The 16010-nt window shown below is 74.1% G+C and carries 15 protein-coding genes; 12 read left to right on the top strand and 3 right to left on the bottom strand.

What is annotated here, in order from left to right; genetic code table 11:
* The first annotated feature begins 3 nt into the window (after positions 1-3).
* Positions 4-636, top strand: coding sequence for a class I SAM-dependent methyltransferase (locus OG295_RS02615; protein WP_371675321.1), 633 nt, complete (start codon positions 4-6; stop codon positions 634-636).
* 90 nt (positions 637-726) lie between these two features.
* Here OG295_RS02615 and OG295_RS02610 read toward each other — a convergent pair whose 3' ends face one another.
* Positions 727-1680 (bottom strand): DMT family transporter, encoded by a 954-nt coding sequence (locus OG295_RS02610; RefSeq protein ID WP_371675320.1) that lies wholly within the window; start codon positions 1678-1680, stop codon positions 727-729.
* 29 nt (positions 1681-1709) lie between these two features.
* Between OG295_RS02610 and OG295_RS02605 the strand changes: the two genes are divergently transcribed.
* The 5 genes from OG295_RS02605 to OG295_RS02585 all read left to right on the top strand — a co-directional run bounded on the left by OG295_RS02605 (position 1710) and on the right by OG295_RS02585 (position 6324).
* Positions 1710-3197: a PLP-dependent aminotransferase family protein gene (locus OG295_RS02605; protein WP_371675319.1), complete on the top strand. Its 1488-nt coding sequence runs from the start codon at positions 1710-1712 to the stop codon at positions 3195-3197.
* Between the two features lie 314 nt (positions 3198-3511).
* Positions 3512-4441, top strand: coding sequence for a nitroreductase/quinone reductase family protein (locus OG295_RS02600; protein WP_371675318.1), 930 nt, complete (start codon positions 3512-3514; stop codon positions 4439-4441).
* Positions 4442-4562: 121 nt separating this feature from the next.
* Entirely contained in the window at positions 4563-5066 is a 504-nt protein-coding gene (locus OG295_RS02595) for an LAETG motif-containing sortase-dependent surface protein (RefSeq protein WP_371675317.1), read from the top strand.
* 8 nt (positions 5067-5074) lie between these two features.
* A complete protein-coding gene (locus OG295_RS02590; RefSeq protein WP_371675316.1) occupies positions 5075-5767 on the top strand; it encodes an RNA polymerase sigma factor in 693 nt (230 codons plus the stop codon).
* A complete protein-coding gene (locus OG295_RS02585) occupies positions 5764-6324 on the top strand; it encodes a hypothetical protein (RefSeq protein WP_371675315.1) in 561 nt (186 codons plus the stop codon). The genes OG295_RS02590 and OG295_RS02585 overlap by 4 nt, the downstream gene beginning before the upstream one ends.
* Before the next feature lie 49 nt (positions 6325-6373).
* Here the strand turns inward: OG295_RS02585 and OG295_RS02580 are convergent, their stop codons facing one another.
* Entirely contained in the window at positions 6374-6841 is a 468-nt protein-coding gene (locus OG295_RS02580; RefSeq protein ID WP_371675314.1) for a MarR family winged helix-turn-helix transcriptional regulator, read from the bottom strand.
* 263 nt (positions 6842-7104) lie between these two features.
* Here OG295_RS02580 and OG295_RS02575 point away from each other — a divergent pair, with 263 nt between their 5' ends.
* The 6 genes from OG295_RS02575 (at position 7105) to OG295_RS02550 (ending at position 14978) form a co-directional block, all read left to right on the top strand.
* A complete protein-coding gene (locus OG295_RS02575) occupies positions 7105-8346 on the top strand; it encodes an MFS transporter (RefSeq protein WP_371681084.1) in 1242 nt (413 codons plus the stop codon).
* A 22-nt stretch (positions 8347-8368) separates the two neighbouring features.
* The gene (locus OG295_RS02570) at positions 8369-8806 is read left to right on the top strand and encodes a heme-binding protein (RefSeq protein WP_371675313.1); all 438 of its coding nucleotides are present in this window, start codon (positions 8369-8371) and stop codon (positions 8804-8806) included.
* 87 nt (positions 8807-8893) lie between these two features.
* Positions 8894-10528: a glycoside hydrolase family 20 protein gene (locus OG295_RS02565; protein ID WP_371675312.1), complete on the top strand. Its 1635-nt coding sequence runs from the start codon at positions 8894-8896 to the stop codon at positions 10526-10528.
* Between the two features lie 535 nt (positions 10529-11063).
* Positions 11064-12476, top strand: a complete 1413-nt coding sequence (locus OG295_RS02560) for a family 2B encapsulin nanocompartment shell protein (protein WP_371675311.1) — start codon at positions 11064-11066, stop codon at positions 12474-12476.
* Between the two features lie 295 nt (positions 12477-12771).
* Entirely contained in the window at positions 12772-14079 is a 1308-nt protein-coding gene (locus OG295_RS02555) for a family 2 encapsulin nanocompartment cargo protein terpene cyclase (RefSeq protein WP_371675310.1), read from the top strand.
* A gap of 17 nt (positions 14080-14096) precedes the next feature.
* Positions 14097-14978, top strand: a complete 882-nt coding sequence (locus OG295_RS02550; RefSeq protein ID WP_371675309.1) for a geranyl diphosphate 2-C-methyltransferase — start codon at positions 14097-14099, stop codon at positions 14976-14978.
* Positions 14979-15029: 51 nt separating this feature from the next.
* On the opposite strand, the gene OG295_RS02545 is transcribed toward OG295_RS02550, so the two are convergent.
* Positions 15030-15851, bottom strand: a complete 822-nt coding sequence (locus tag OG295_RS02545; protein WP_371675307.1) for an endonuclease I family protein — start codon at positions 15849-15851, stop codon at positions 15030-15032.
* Positions 15852-16010 lie beyond the last annotated feature (159 nt).

The following is a 16010-nucleotide window of genomic DNA, read 5'->3' as shown; positions in this document are numbered from 1 at the left end:
GCCATGGACCGACGCGAGTCAGCGGCAGAGGTGTTCGACGCGCTGGGGGAGCGCTACGAGGAACTGTTCGGCGAGGTGCCGGGACAGATCGAGGCCCTCGACTGGCTGGCGGCCCGCCTGCCCCGCGGGGCACGGGTGCTGGACGTGGGCAGCGGCACCGGCCGGCCCACCGCCGACCGGCTCGTCCGGGCCGGCTGCGAGGTCACCGGGATCGACGTCTCGGCGGCCATGGTCGAGGCGGCCCGCGCCCGGGTCCCCGGAGCCCGTTTCGAGCAGGCCGACGTGCGTACGTACGTGCCGCCCGGCCCGCACGGGTACGACGCCGTGTGCTCCTTCTTCCCGCTGCTGGTCATGGACCAGCCGGAGGTGGCCGCGGCCCTGGAGCGGATGGCGTCCTGGGTCGCCCCCGGCGGCTACTTCGTGCTGGCCACGGTGCCCGGCGACATCCGCGGCCTCGACATCGAGTGGATGGGCCACCGGGTCACCGTCAGCAGTCTCTCCACGCAACAGCACCTGGAGCGGCTCGCCGGCGCGGGCCTGGAAGTGCTGCGCCACCACACCGCTTCCTTCCGCCCCGCCGATCCCCTCGCCGGTCCCGAGGAGCACCTCTTCTGCTACGCCCACAGGCCCGCCTGAGCTCCCCTCCCCCCGGCAACCCGGCAACCCGGCGGGCCCGACGGGCGGGGGGAAGCCGTCCCGGCGGGCCCGTGAGGGGCGGGCGGCGGATCAGCCCCGGGCGTCCCCGCGGCGCAGCCCGAGCGCCAGCCCGGCGATCACCACCACCAGGCCCAGCCACACCGCCGGGCCCGGTGTCCCGCCGCCGCCGAGCATCCCCGCGCCCGCCGCCGCGAGCGGTGCGACCCCCGCCAGCAATCCGGCCCGGCCGGATCCCACGGCCGCCACCGTCCGGTACCAGAGCAGGAAGGCCACCGCCGTCACGAGCACCGCCAGGTACCCGACCGCCGCCCACTGCCCGGCCGTGAGCGCCCCGAGCCCGGCCGTGAACGCCGTCGGCCCGGATGCCGGCCCGGAAGCGGGCCCGCCCGCGAACACCGCGAGTCCCGCCAGCATCACCGCCCCCAGCCACACCGCGTGCACGGACACCCCCCACGCGCCGTGACGCCCCAGCACCGGCACCGCGAGCAGGGTGAAGCCCGCCTCGCAGGCCAGTGCCAGCGCGGCCCACCCCACCCCGACGGCATCGGTGCGCCCGGTCCCCTCGACCAGTACCGCCCCCGCCACCACGACCGGCGCCGCCAGCAGCACCCGACGGCTGGGCCGGCGCCCCTCCAGCAACGGGCCGACGAGCCCGAGCAGGATCGGTACGGAGGCCACGGCGACGGCGATCACGGCGGGCTCGGCGTGCGCGACACCCCGTACGACGGCCACGTTGAACAGCACCAGGCCCGTCGCCGCGATCCCGGCCAGCCACAGCCACTCCCGCCCCCGGGGCCGCACCAACGGCACCCGCGCGACCCGCGCGAGGGCCACCAGGATCAGGGCGGCGGCCGCGTACCGGACCGCCTGCGAGGCGAACAGCGGGGCCCCGACCAGGGACCGGGAGACGGTGACGCTGCTGCCGACCAGGGCCATGCCGATGACGCCGGGAACCAGGTCGCGCGGGGAGACGGAGGGCGTCGGCGCCACGGACGGTGAGGCGGATGTCGCGGAGGTGCTCATGCCGTCCAGCCTGAGGGCACAATGGTCCGGTGAGCAGGTCCAAAGAAGGCGCCGATCAGGGGTCCAAAAGCGGCTCCGACTTCCTCCAGCTCGACATCGGGCAGGCCCCGCCCGGCGGCCGCACCGCCTGGCTCGCCGACCGCCTGCGCGCCGCCATCGCCGACGGCACCCTGCCCGTCGGCAGCCGGCTGCCCGCCGGCCGGGTCCTCGCCGCCGAACTCCGGGTCTCCCGGGGCCTGGTGACCGAGGCCTACCAGCGCCTCGCAGAGACCGGCCAGGTGGCCGGCCGCGGCCGGGGCGGCACCGTGGTCGTCGCCGCCCCGCCCCCGAAGGCCGCGGCCCCGCCCCCGGTACCCCCGGCCGCCCCTTCCCGCGGCGGGCTCGTGGACGCGCTGCGCGCCGTGCCCTGCCGGATCGACCTCTCGCCCGGCGTGCCCGACCTCGCCGCCTTCCCGCGCACCGCATGGCTCCAGGCCGAGCGCCGGGTCCTCGCCGCCCTCACCCCCGCCGACTTCGGCTACGGCGACCCCCAGGGCGCCCCCGCCCTGCGCGCGGCGGTCGCCGGCTGGCTCGCCCGCAACCGGGGGATCCGCGCGGACCCCGCCGAGGTCGTCGTGGTCGCGGGGGTCGCCCAGGCTCTCTGGCTGCTCGCACAGGTACTGCCCGCGCGCGGCGTGCGCGGGGTGGCGGTGGAGGACCCCGGCTCGCTCGGAGCGCGCCGGCAGCTGGAGTTCGCCGGGCTGGACACCGTAGGCGTACCCGTGGACGAGGGCGGGCTGGACGTGGCCGCGCTGCGGGCCGCCGGGGCGCGGGCCGTGCTGCTGACCCCGGCGCACCAGTTCCCGACCGGTGTCGTCCTCGACGGCGAGCGCCGCCGCGAGCTGTTGGACTGGGCCGCCGCCGGGGGAGTGGTCATCGAGGACGACTACGACGCCGAACACCGCTACGACCGCGCCCCCGTACCCGCCCTGCGGGCACTGCTCCCCGAGGCCGTCTGCTACGCCGGAAGCGTGTCCAAACTGCTCGCCCCCGCCCTCCGGCTGGGCTGGCTGCTCGTCCCGCCGGGCCTGCGGGAGGAGGTCGTCGCCGCCAAACGCCACGCCGACCTCGGCAATCCCGTCCTCGCCCAGCTCGTCCTCGCCCGCCTGATGGACTCCGGCGAACTCGAACGCCACCTGCGCCACCTGCGCCGCCGTCACCGCGGCCGCCGGGACGCGATGCTGCGCGCCGTCGCCGGGCTGCTGCCCGGCGCCCGCGTCCACGGGGCGGCCGCAGGCCTGCACCTGATGGTCACCTTCGACGGCGCCTCCTTCGACGACACCGCCCTGGCCTCGGCCGCCCTCGCCCTCGGCGTCAAGACCCACCCGCTGTCCTGGCACCGGCTGCGTCCGGGCCCGCCCGGCCTGGTCCTGGGCTACGCGGCCGGACCGGCGGGCGAGATCGAGGAGGGAGTGGCCCTGCTGGGCCGGGCCCTGCGCGGGCTGACGGACACCGGCCGCCAAGATCGAACGGGTTGACACCACCCGCACCCGGTGCGTGTAATGGGCAGCGGTGTCGCGTGACGCCGGCCAAAGAGCAGTGGGCCGGCCGGCGGTCGGGCGGAACACCCCTCACCCACGGGACCCGCCATGAGTGCACACTCCGCGCCCCGCAGTTGACGTAGAGCGGCAGCCGCGTACCGGCTCGCCCGTCAGCTCCGCCACAGCATCCCCCGTACGGACGTCCGTACGCCTTCCTCCGCACACCCCGGAACCGGCAACTCCCGCGCCCCGAGGCCCGTAGGACGCCGGACGGCGGTGTGCCCCGCCACACGCACCGGAGAGACACCACCGTGCCCACATCCTTCAACCAGTCCGTCATCGACGAGTTCCGTGCCAACGGCGGCCGCGTGGGCGGCCCCTTCGAAGGCGCCGACCTGCTCCTGCTGACCACCACCGGCGCCCGCTCGGGCGCGCCGCACACGACACCGCTCGGCTACGTCCGCCACGACGGGGCGCCGGTCGTGGTCGCCTCCAACCTCGGCTCCCCGCACCACCCGGACTGGTACCACAACCTGCTCGCCCACCCCCAGGTCCGCGTGGAACTCGGCACCGACACCTTCGAGGCGCTCGCCGTACCCGCCGAAGGGGCCCGCCGCGAGGCCCTCTTCGCCCACGTGCTGGAGGCCGCACCGGGCTACGCCGACTACCGGGACCGCACCGCCCGTACCCTGCCCGTCGTCGTCCTCGAACCGGCCGAACCCGACGGATGGCGCACACCGGGCGAGGTCCGCACCCTCGCCGGGAAACTCCTGGAGGTGCACACCTGGCTCCGGGCCCAGCTGCGCCACGTCAGCGCCGAGACCGAAGCCCACCTCGCGGCCCGCGCCGCGCACACCGGTCCCGGCGAACCGCCCGCGCCCGGGCTCGCACTCCAGATCCGCCAGCGCTGTCTGGCCTTCTGCCAGAGCCTGGAGTTCCACCACACCAGTGAGGACGCGCACCTCTTCCCGGGGATCGCCGCCCACCACCCCCACCTGGCGGACACGTTCGAACGGCTGCGGGAGGAACACCGCACGGTGGCGCGGATCCAGGGCGAACTGGTCGACCTGCTGGGCCGGGTGGCGATCGCCGAACCGGAGCGGCTGCGGTCCGGGCTGCGTCGGATGACCGCGGAGCTGACGGCCCACCTCGACCACGAGGAGGAGACGCTCCTGCCGCTGCTGGAGGAGGTCCCCTGGCCGCCCGCGGGCCCCGCGGGACCCCCTTCGGACCGGCACTGAGCGGGGGCGGAGGACCGGGGAAAAGTTTTTCGGGAACGGCGGCAACCGATCCGGGACTCGCACGTCGTGGAGGGGTGAAGGGCGAAGTTCCGAGCCCTCGACCCGACCGTGGAGAACCAGAGTGAAGAACCTGAAGCGCGTTCCCCTGTCCGCCCGCCGGGCCGCCGTCGTCGCGGCCGCCGGGGCGGTCGTCGCCCTCGGCGGCCCGGCCTTCGCCTCGGAGGGGGCCTCTTCCGGCGCGGCGGCGCCCGGCGTCACCGCGAGCGCGGCGCCGAGCCCCGTACCGTCCACCCCGGCCGGTGCGAAGCCGAGCTCCTCGCCGACCACCCCGGGCGGGGGCACGTCGAGCGCCACGCCGAGCGCCGCCCCGAGCCAGCCCGGCGGCGCCAAGCCGAGCGTCATCGCGACCGAGCCGGCGGGCACCAAGCCCAGCGCCTCGCCGTCGGCGCCCGCCGGCGGCGGCTCGGGTTCAGGCTCCGCCGAGCCCTCCGCCGGACCCGGTGGATCCGAGCTCGCGCATACTGGCTCTTCCGCGACCACCGTCGCACTCGCCGCCGGAGCCGTCGGGCTCGTCGCCGTCGGGGCCGGAGCCCTGTACACCGTGCGGCGGCGCACCAGCAGCTGAGGACACCCGTGCTCGACCTCGCACCATCCATCAGCCCCCTCACGCCCGGGTTCGCCCGGGCGTGGCGGGGCTTGTGGTGGTGGCTCTCACGCCGCGAGCGGTCCGCGCCGCCGACGGCCGGGCCAGACGCCCGCCCGAACGCGTCCCGCTACGCGTACACCTACGGCCACGCCCACCCCCTCGGCCCCGACGCCGTCGGGGACGCGCCCCCGCGCCCCCCGACCGTCTCCGAGCTCTACCACGCGCACCGCCTCGCCATGGTGCGCCTGGCGGTGCTCCTCGTCGACGACCCGGGCACCGCCGAGGACGTCGTACAGGACGCCTTCACCGCCCTGTACCGCCGCTACGGGGAGGAGATCGCGGAGGTGGACAACGCCCTGGGCTACCTGCGCACCGCCGTCGTGAACACCTCGCGCTCCGTGCTGCGCCGCCGCCGCACCGCCAGGGCCTGGATCCCGCCGGTGACCGCCGACGTCCCCTCCGCCGAGGCCTCCGTCGTCCTGGGGGAGGCCCACCGCGAGGTGCTGGCCGCGTTGCGCGGGCTGACGCCGCGCCGCCGCCAGGTCCTGGTGCTGCGTTACTGGGCCGACCTCAGCGAGGCGGAGATAGCCGACACCCTCGGCATCAGCCGCGGTGCGGTGAAGTCGAACGCGAGCCGCGCGCTGGACGCACTCGAACGGATTCTGGAGGGACGGGTATGACCCGGGTTACGGGTACCACGCCCGAGGGCGAACGCCCCGTGGAGCATCTGCTGCGCGAGGCCCTGGCGGCCCGGGCGCAGGAGGTCACGGTCGTCACGCTGCGCCCCGCCGACCCGCCGGGACCACACCTGCGCCGGCTGTCCCTGCGCACCCCCTGGGTGCGGCGCTCGGCGTGGACGCTCGCGGGCCTGTCCGGCCTGGCGGCGGCGGCCCTCGCCGGGTTCCTGGTCCTCGGGCCCGACCCGGCCGGGCCCCGGCCGGTGCCGCCCGCCTCGCCGCCCGAGTTCACCTCGCCGACGCCCTCGGGTTCCCCGCAGCCGAGCGCGCCCCCCTCGGCCTCCGTGTCGCCGCCGCCGGCATCCGCGCCGTCGCGGACCCCGTCCGCCGGGCCGACGCCCGGCGCGACCCCTTCGCGGGCGCCCCGCACGGCCCCGCCGACCACGCCCGCGGGCGGGGAGCCGGGTACGGGCTCCGGCGCGGGCTCCGCCCCCTCCGCCACCCCGTCCACCCTCCGCACGGCGGGCACCGCACCCTCCCCGACCCCGGCGGGCAACTAGCCCGTCCTCCGTCCCTCTCCCGCGGGACCGCGATCCGGCGCCCCGTCCGTCAAGGAGACAGGGCCTGGCCCCGGGTGTTCTCGACCGCCGCGACCAGAGGGGCCAGTTCCGGCCTGAGTGCGGCCTCGTCGAGGGCTTCGCGCAGGGCCGTGTCGTTCGTGGGGCGGGCCTCTGCCAGAAGGGCCAGGCCCGCCGCGCTCACATCGGTGTAGATGCCCCGGCGGTCGGTGTCGCAGATGTAGCGGTTCAGCAGTCCGCGGTCCTCCAGCCTGCTGACCAGCCGGGTCGTCGCGCTCTGGCTGAGCACCACCGACTCCGCCACCTGGTGCATCCGCAGGTGGCCCCCCGGGCCGCCGTGCTGCCGGCTGAGTACGTCCAGCAGCGAGTACTCGCGCACGCTCAGTCCGTGCCCCGTCTGGAGCGCCCGCTCGATGTGCGCCTCGATCCGGCCGTGCAGGAGGGAGAGGGCGCACCAGCCCTGGGCGAGGCCCGTCAGTGCGCTGTCCGTGGCCGTCATGGGCTCCTCCGTCGATGGTCCCCGTCGACGGTGCGATACCGCCGAGCTGCTGCGCGGTGCGTCTGTGCCGTGCGCTTCCGCCGTGCGGAGTGCGTGTGCAGTGCGTGTGCAGTGCGTACCGCCAGGATAGGCCACCCCCGCAATAGCCCGCGCTTGCAAATATCCCGCGTCTGCAATTAATGTGGACGAAGGCAAACGGCGAACGCAACATCATGCCGTCCGCCCGCCCCCGTACCCCCCACCCCCTGAAGGGCACCTCCCTCATGCCTCTCGCCCTCCTCGCCCTCGCCATCGGGGCCTTCGGGATCGGTACCACCGAGTTCGTGATCATGGGCCTGCTCCCCGAGGTCGCCGCCGGTTACGGCGTCTCCATCCCGACCGCCGGTTTCCTGGTCACCGGCTACGCCCTCGGCGTCGTCCTCGGTGCCCCACTGATGACCGTCCTCGGCACCCGCGTACCCCGCAAGCGCATGCTGATGCTGCTCATGGGCCTCTTCGTCGCGGGCAACGTGCTCTCCGCACTCGCCCCCGCCTTCGGCATCATGCTCGCCGGACGCGTGGTCGCCTCCCTCGCCCACGGTGCCTTCTTCGGCATCGGCGCGGTCGTCGCCGCCGGACTCGTAGCCCCGGACCGGAAGGCCGGCGCGATCGCGATGATGTTCACCGGCCTGACCGTGGCCAACGTCGTCGGAGTCCCGCTCGGCACCCTCGTCGGGCAGACCCTCGGCTGGCGCGTCACCTTCCTGGCCGTCGCCGCGCTCGGCGTGATCGGCCTGCTCGGCATCGCCCGGCTGGTCCCCGACCTCCCCCGCCCCGAGGGGGTCCGCGTCCGTCACGAGCTGGCCGCCTTCCGCAACGTCCAGGTGCTGCTCGCGATGGGCATGACCGTCCTCGGCTTCGGCGGGGTGTTCGCCGCCATCACCTACATCACCCCGATGATGACCAACGTCGCCGGCTTCGCCGACACCTCCGTCACCTGGCTGCTCGTCCTCCTCGGCCTGGGCATGGTCGCCGGCAACCTGGTCGGAGGCCGGTTCGCCGACCGGGCCCTGATGCCGATGCTGTACACGTCCCTGGGCGCGCTGGCCGTCGTACTGGCCCTGTTCACCCTCACCGCCCACACCCGGACCGGCGCCGCCGTCACCCTCTTCCTCATCGGCGCCCTCGGCTTCGCGACCGTGCCCCCGCTGCAGAAGCGGGTCCTCGACCAGGCCGCCGGAGCCCCCACCCTGGCCTCCGCCGTCAACATCGGCGCCTTCAACCTCGGCAACGCCCTCGCCGCCTGGCTCGGCGGCCTCGTGATCGCCGCCGGCCTCGGCTGGACCGCCCCTGACTGGGTCGGCGCGGCACTCGCCGCCTCCGCCCTCGTCCTCGCCCTCGTCTCCGGAGCGCTGGAGCGCCGTACGGGACGAGCGGCGACGGCGAGCCGGACCGTCGCCGCCGGGGCCCCCGCCCCCACCACCCCCGCCCCCGCCCCCACCACCCCCGTCCCGGCCCACCACTGATCCCCCTCCCAGGAGCACCGCCATGTCCCGTACCGCCACCGCCCCCCGTACCGCGGTCGCCCCGCTGACCACCGGGGACGCCGAACTGCTCGTCGCCACGGCCACGGCCGCCGCCGAAGCCGCCGGGGTCACGGTCAGCGTCACCGTCCTGGACGCGGGCGGCCACCCGCTGGCCTTCCGCCGCGACGACCGGGCCGTGCTGATCTCCGGCGAGACCAGCACCCGCAAGGCGTACACCGCCCTCCAGCTGAACGCCCCCACGGCCGGCCTCGTCGACGCGGTCCAGCCCGGCGGCCCCTTCCACACCCTGCCCACCGCCCTCGACCGGCCGCTGCTCTTCATCGCCGGCGGGCTGCCCGTCCACCGCGACGGCCGCCTCGTCGGAGCCATCGGCGTCGGCGGCGGTGCCCCCGAGCAGGACCACGGCTTCGCCGCGACGGCCGTGGACGCCCTGGGCTGAGCCCGGGCCTGCCCGACCCCCGGGTCGCGCCCCCGTGTCCCCCGTGCCAGGTTGGTACGGGGGACACGGCGGCAGGACGGGATCGACATGGGCCAGCGCACGAGGCGGCTCCGGCGGGGCCGGGCCCTGACCACGGCGGCGGCCGCCGCGCTGGTCGCCCTCGCCGTGCCCGCCTGCTCCGCCGGAGCCGAGCCGTCCGGGGCCGGCCCCCGGAGCGCGGGCACCACCGGATCCACGCCCTCCCCAGCGGCGAGCCCCGCCGAACCGCCCTCGCCCCCGCCGTCCGCCCACCCGCTCTCCACCGCCCCGCGCACCGTCCCGGCCGTACGGGAACACCACCCCGCCCGCGGCCCCGGCTGGAAGCCCGCCCCGGCGGCGCGGGTCGTCATATCCCCCGCGGACAGCAAGGCCCTGTCCGACGAGGCGAAACTGCTCGCCGGCGAGCTGAAGCTCGGCTACGCGGAATCGACGCGGCCGGGGCCCGGCGACGTCCAGCTCGCCCTCGCGGCGAAGGGCTCCGGCCCGCCCGAGTCGTACACCCTCACCGTCCAGGACGGCCGGGTCCGGATCACCGGCCCCGACGAGGCGGGCGTCTTCTACGGAACCCGCACCCTCAAACAGGAGATACGCGGAACCGGCTCCGCCCCCGAGGGCACGGTCGAGGACGCGCCCGCCAAACCCCAGCGCGGCCTCAACCTGGACATCGCGCGCAAGAACTTCACCCCCGCCTGGATAGAGAACCGGCTGCGCGAGATGGCCGACCTCAAGCTCAACCAGCTGGGCCTGCACTTCTCCGACGACCAGGCCTTCCGGATCCAGTCCGACACCCACCCGGAGATCGTCTCCACCCCGCACCTCACCAAGGCCGACGTACGCGGGATCAACGCCCTCGCCGCACGCCTGCACATCGCGGTCGTCCCCGAGATCGACTCTCCCGGACACCTCGGCGCGGTGCTGCGCGCACACCCCGAACTCCAGCTGCGCGACGTGAACGGCCGGGCCGTCAAGGGCGCGGTGGACATAGCGAACCCCGCCTCCGCCCGCCTCGTGGACGAACTGTTGCGCGAGTACCTGCCGTTGTTCCCCGCCGGGGCCTGGCACCTGGGCGCCGACGAGTACCAGGCACTGGTCGTCCGCGACCCGCAGGCCTCCTTCCCGAAGCTCGCGGCCGCCGCCCGCGCCCGCTACGGGCCCTCCGCGCGGGTCCAGGACCTGGCGACGGGCTGGCTCAACGACCGGGCGGCCGTGGTCCGCCCGTCGGGCAAGGCCCTCAAGGCCTGGAACGACGGGTTCTTCCGCGGCGGCGTCGCCACCGCGGCCCCGGACCTCCAGGTCGAGTACTGGACCGGCAAGGAGATCGGCGCCCGGCCGCCGCTGGAGTACCTGAGCGCGGGCCGCAAGGTCGTCAACCTCAACGACGAGTACCTCTACTACGTGCTGGGCCAGCCCAACCAGTTCACGTACCCCACCGGCCGGCGGATCTACGAGGAGTGGACCCCGCGGGTGCTGCGCGGCACCACCGCCGTCCCGGCCCGCTACGACGCGCAGATCCTCGGCGGCCGGCTCGCCGTCTGGGCCGACCTGGCCGGTGCGCAGACCCAGGACCAGGTGGCCGCGGGCATCCGGCTCCCCCTGGCCGCCCTGTCCCAGAAGCTCTGGGACGCCCGCACGCCGCAGGCCTCCTGGGCCGACTTCCGGGCCCTCGCCGACCGCGTCGGCTGATCCGCCGCCCTCTTCTGCCCGTGAAGGCCGCCGATCGGCACGGGACTTGGCCGGATCCGCGCGGAAGCGCACGCCGGGGCGGAGGTCGTTCCCGGAGCGCGGGTGGGCGGGAACGGTCCGGAGCCGGTGTCCGGTCCCGGTCCGGATGACGCCGGGAGATTCCGTCGTGGCAGCGTGCGCGCCTGCGGGGCCGGAGGCGGAGGCGATGAGACATCGGTAGACCTCTGTGGCGTGAGGGGGAGGAGGGGCGCGAGAGCGTCCCGCCGCGGCGTATCGGACCCACGTTCGATCGGGCTTGAATGTGGCCGGCCGCCACGGCAAACGCGGCTGAGACGGAGATCGCCGGATCGAGGTAATGCCCTCGGCCTCAGGACGATCACCGGTTCCGCCGCCGTTACTGTTTCCACGGATTCGGGCGGACTCCCCGGATGTCCGTCCCCCTTGCTCCTGTTCCTCTTTCTTCCTCTTTTCACCGGTTGACCACCCCGCCCGTGAGCGACGACGGTCACCGCCCCCGCGAAGGAGAGCTCGCCCGATGACCGTTGACGCCAGCACGGAGGCGCAGCCCGCTCCGCCCCGGCAGTCCAGCCTGGGTACGGCGGCCGCCCGCAACCTTGCCACCACCACCAAGTCCGCCCCGCAGATGCAGGAGATCACCTCCCGCTGGCTGCTGCGGACGCTCCCCTGGGTCGAAACCAAGGGCGGCACCTACCGGGTGAACCGCCGCCTCAGCTACACCGTCGGCGACGGGCGCATCGAATTCGTCCAGGACGGCGCCACCGTCCGGGTGATCCCGCGGGAACTCGGCGAACTCGCCCTGCTGCGGGGCTTCGACGACGTCGAGGTGCTGGGCGCCCTCGCCGCCCGCTGCGTCCAGCGTGACTTCGGGCCCGGCGAGGTCCTCGTCCAGCGCGGTACCCCGGCCGACCGGATCCACCTGGTCGCCCACGGCCGGATCGCCCAGACCTCGGTCGGCAAGTACGGCGACGAGGTCGCCGTCGCGGTACTCGCCGACGGCGACCGGTTCGGCGAGAACGCCCTGCTGGACGCGGACGCGGAGTGGGACTACAGCGCCACCGCCGAGACCGCGGGCACGCTGCTCAGCCTCTCCCGCGCCGACTTCGCCTCCGTGCTGTCCAACGCGCCGCAACTCCAGGCACACGTACAGCGGTTCAGCAGCCTGCCCCGGCAGCGGCAGAACAAGCACGGCGAGGCCGAGATCGCCATGTCCGCCGGCCACACGGGCGAGCCCGAGCTGCCCGGCGCCTTCGTCGACTACGAGCTCAACCCGCGCGAGTACGAACTCTCCATCGCGCAAACGGTCCTGCGGGTCCACACCCGCGTCGTCGACCTCTACAACGGCCCGCACAACCAGACCGAGGAACAGCTCAGGCTCACCATCGAGGCGCTGCGCGAGCGCCAGGAGCACGAGCTGATCAACAACCGCGAGTTCGGTCTGCTGCACAACGCCTCCTTCAAGCAGCGGATCCAGACCCACTCCGGCCCGCCCACCCCGGACGACCTCGACGAACTGCTCTGCCGCCGGCGCGGCACCAAGCTGTTCTTCGCCCACCCCCGGACCATCGCGGCCATCGGGCGCGAACTCAACGCCCGCGGGCTCTACCCGGACCACGTCGACCTCGGCGGTCAGCAGGTACCGGCCTGGCGCGGTGTCCCGATCCTGCCGTGCAACAAGATCCCGATCAGCAAGGACAACACCAGCTCGATCCTCGCCATGCGCACCGGCGAGGACAACCAGGGCGTCGTCGGTCTGCGCCAGACCGGTCTGCCGGAGGAGTACGAACCGGGCCTGTCGGTGCGGTTCATGGGGATCGACGAGCAGGCGATCATCTCCTACCTGGTCACCACGTACTACTCCGCCGCCATCCTCGTCCCCGACGCGCTCGGCGTGCTGGAGAACGTGCAGATCGCGCGGAGCCGCGACTAGGGGGTGACCCGGCCCGACCCGCCGGACACCCCTCGGGGGTGTCCGGCGCGCGTGCTCCTCAGGAGCCCGTCCGGCCCGTCCGGCCCGGAGCGCCGGGACCCGGCGACCGCGGCCCGCCCCGCCGGCACGGCCCCGGCCACGGCTGCGGCCCCGGGCCGCCCGGCGCGGGTCCGCCCCGCACCGCTGCGGCCTGCCCGCGCGGTGGCGTGTCCGGCGGTGCCCGCGTGCGCGGAACCGTGCGCCTGCGCGTGCCCGAGATCCGGAACAGCCCACCCACCTCACTTAGGAGCCATGGATGCCCGACTCCGGGACGTCCCCCCTGCGTTCGGCCCTTCCCGGCACCGTTCTCCGGCCACCCCTGCCGACCGGCCCGGCGCTGCCCTTCGGGCCCGCCGCCGGGACCTCCGTACCGGGGGCGGAAGCGGCCGCACCGGCGGTGGAGGGCGCGGGCGGCGACCTCGCCGCCGGGGCGGTGCGGGAGGCCGGGACGGCCGCGGTCCCGGGCCCCAACCCCGCCCTGGACCGGATCGTCCGCGGCCCGAGCGGCATGGGGACGTCAGGGCTGTACCCCGCCCGGCGCGTACGGCCGCCCGTACCGTCCGCCGCGGCGGACGCTCCGGCAGAGGGCCGGCCGATCCCCGGCCTCTACCACCATCCCGTGCCGGAGCCCGACCCCGTCCGGGTGGCGGAGGTCAGCCGGCGGATCAAGCGGTGGGCGGTGGACGAGGTCGAGGCCTACCCCCCGGAGTGGGAGGACCAGTTCGACGGCTTCTCCGTGGGCCGCTACATGGTCGCCTGCCACCCGGACGCCCCGACCGTCGACCACCTGATGATCGCCACCCGGCTGATGGTCGCCGAGAACGTCGTCGACGACGTCTACTGCGAGGACCACGGAGGCTCGCCGGTCGGCCTGGGCGGAAGGCTTCTGCTCGCCCACACCGCCCTGGACCCGCTCCACACGACGACGGAGTACCAGGGGGTGTGGGCCGAGTCGCTGCTCTCGGACGCCGCCCGCCGTTCCTACCGTTCGGCCATGGCGTACTTCTCCGAGGCCGCCACCCCGTCCCAGGCGGACCGGTTCCGGCACGACATGGCCCGGCTCCACATGGGGTACCTCGCCGAGGCGGCGTGGGCGCAGACGGACTACACGCCCGAAGTGTGGGAGTACCTGTCGATGCGGCAGTTCAACAACTTCCGCCCCTGCCCCACCATCACCGACACGGTCGGCGGCTACGAGCTCCCGCCGGACCTGCACGCCCTGCCCGCCCTGCAGCGGGTCATCGCGCTCGCCGGCAACGCCACCACGATCTCGAACGACCTCTACTCCTACACCAAGGAGCTCAAGAGCCCCGGCAAACACCTGAACCTGCCCGTGGTGATCGCCGAGCAGGAAGGTCTCTCCGACAAGGAGGGCTACCTGAAGGCGGTCGAGGTCCACAACGAGCTCATGCACGAGTTCGAGGCCGAGGCCGCCGCGCTGGCCGCCTCCTGGCCCGACCCGCGCCTGCTGCGCTTCCTGCGGGGCGTGGCCGTCTGGGTCGACGGCAACCACTACTGGCACATGACCAACACCTACCGCTACAGCTTGCCCGACTTCTGGTAAGAGGAATGGACTTATCTGTGACCACTGAGATCACTCCCACCCGTGGCGCCTCCGCCTTCATCCCCGCCCCGGCGACGCCCTACCAGGGCGACATCGCCCGCTACTGGAACGAAGAGGCGCGGCCGGTGAACCTGCGTCTCGGCGATGTCGACGGCCTCTACCACCACCACTACGGCGTGGGTCCCGTCGCCACGGAGGCTCTCGGGGACCCCGCCGACAGCACGTACGAGAAGAAGCTGGTCGCTGAGCTGCACCGGCTGGAGTCGGCCCAGACCGACGTACTGCTCGACGGCCTGGGCACCATCGGGCGCGACGACACGCTGGTGGACGCCGGCTGCGGCCGCGGCGGTTCGATGGTGATGGCCCACCAGCGCTTCGGGTGCAAGGTGGAGGGCGTCACCCTGTCGGCCAAGCAGGCCGACTTCGCCAACCAGCGCGCGCGTGAGCTCGGCATCGGGGACCGCGTCCGCGCCCGGGTCTGCAACATGCTCGACACCCCCCTGGAGAGCGGCTCGGTGTCCGCCTCCTGGAACAACGAGTCCAGCATGTACGTCGACCTGCACGACCTGATGTCCGAGCACTCCCGGATCCTCAAGGTCGGAGGCCGCTACGTGACCATCACCGGCTGCTGGAACCCGAAGTACGGCCAGCCGTCGAAGTGGGTCTCGCAGATCAACGCCCACTTCGAGTGCAACATCCACTCGCGGCGCGAGTACCTGCGGGCCATGGCCGACAACCGGCTGGTCCCGCAGACCGTCATCGACCTCACCCCGGACACGCTGCCCTACTGGCGGCTGCGCGCCACGTCCTCCCTGGTGACGGGCATCGAGGAGGCGTTCATCAAGTCTTACGAGGACGGCTCGTTCCAGTACGTCCTGATCGCCGCCGACCGCGTCTGACGTCCGGTCCGGGCCCGTGATCCGACGGGCCCGGACAGGCTGGGCGGACGGCTACCAGATGGAGTTGACCCACTCCGGGTGGTCGATGAACGGGTTGCGGTTGTGCTGGTAGGTGTCGAAGATGACCTGGTTGCGGCGCTGCTCGAAGGCGTCCGGCGGGTCCTGCTGGTTCCACTGCTTCAGCACGCTGATCCGGCCTATCGCGGGCGCGGTGCCGTTGTTGACCTTGTCGTTGACCTCCAGGTCGGCGAAGCCGTCACCGCCGTCGTAGCGCACCGCCATGTACAGCAGCATCCGCGCGACGTCGCCCTTGACCGCGTCCCGCGGCTCGAAGGAGTCGGCGTCGGTGTAGCTGCCGGGGGCCTCGGCCACCGGGCTGCCGCCCATGTCGAAGTCCTTGTTGCCGCGTGTGCTGTTGACGGTGACGTCCTCGGGGCGCAGGTGGTGCAGATCGGTGCCCGGGCCGGTGGCGGTGCCGAAGTCGCCGTGGCTCTTGGCCCAGACGTGCTCGCGGTTCCAGTCGTTGACCCCGCCGCCGTTGCCGGCCTTGGACTGGGAACGGCCGGAGTAGACGAGGATGACGTTGTTGGGGTTCGCCGGGTCCTGGTCGGTCACCTTCAGCGCGTTCCACACGCCGTCGTACGTGACCTTGGACTGGTTCTTGATGATGTCGTGCAGGGCCGTCTTCAGCGCGGCGCCGGTCTTGCCCTCGGCGGCGGCGTAGTACGCGTCGACCGTGGTGGCCGTGGTGGCCGCGGCGGGGGCGGCGTGGGGTGCCGCCGTCCGCTGGCCCGCCGTGGCGGTGGCCGGCACGAGGAGCAGCGCGGCCGCCGCCGCGGCGGCGGCCCAGGGGGTCGTACGGGAGATTCTCATGACGTGGGGGATACCTCTCCACACGCACCGTCCCCACCATGGCAGTTGGCAGGGTGTCTGGTGGCAGAGCGAGAGTCACATTGTCATGTGCCCAACAGGTAAAGGCCATGTGTCGGGGGCGCGGACCTTGGGGTTTGCCGTCCGGCCGGCTCGGGCACG

This window comes from Streptomyces sp. NBC_01276 (assembly GCF_041435355.1).
In the GTDB taxonomy this organism is placed as follows: Bacteria; Actinomycetota; Actinomycetes; order Streptomycetales; family Streptomycetaceae; genus Streptomyces.
Note: the sequence above shows the minus strand (reverse complement) of the source record. Positions and strands in the feature narration are given on the sequence as shown.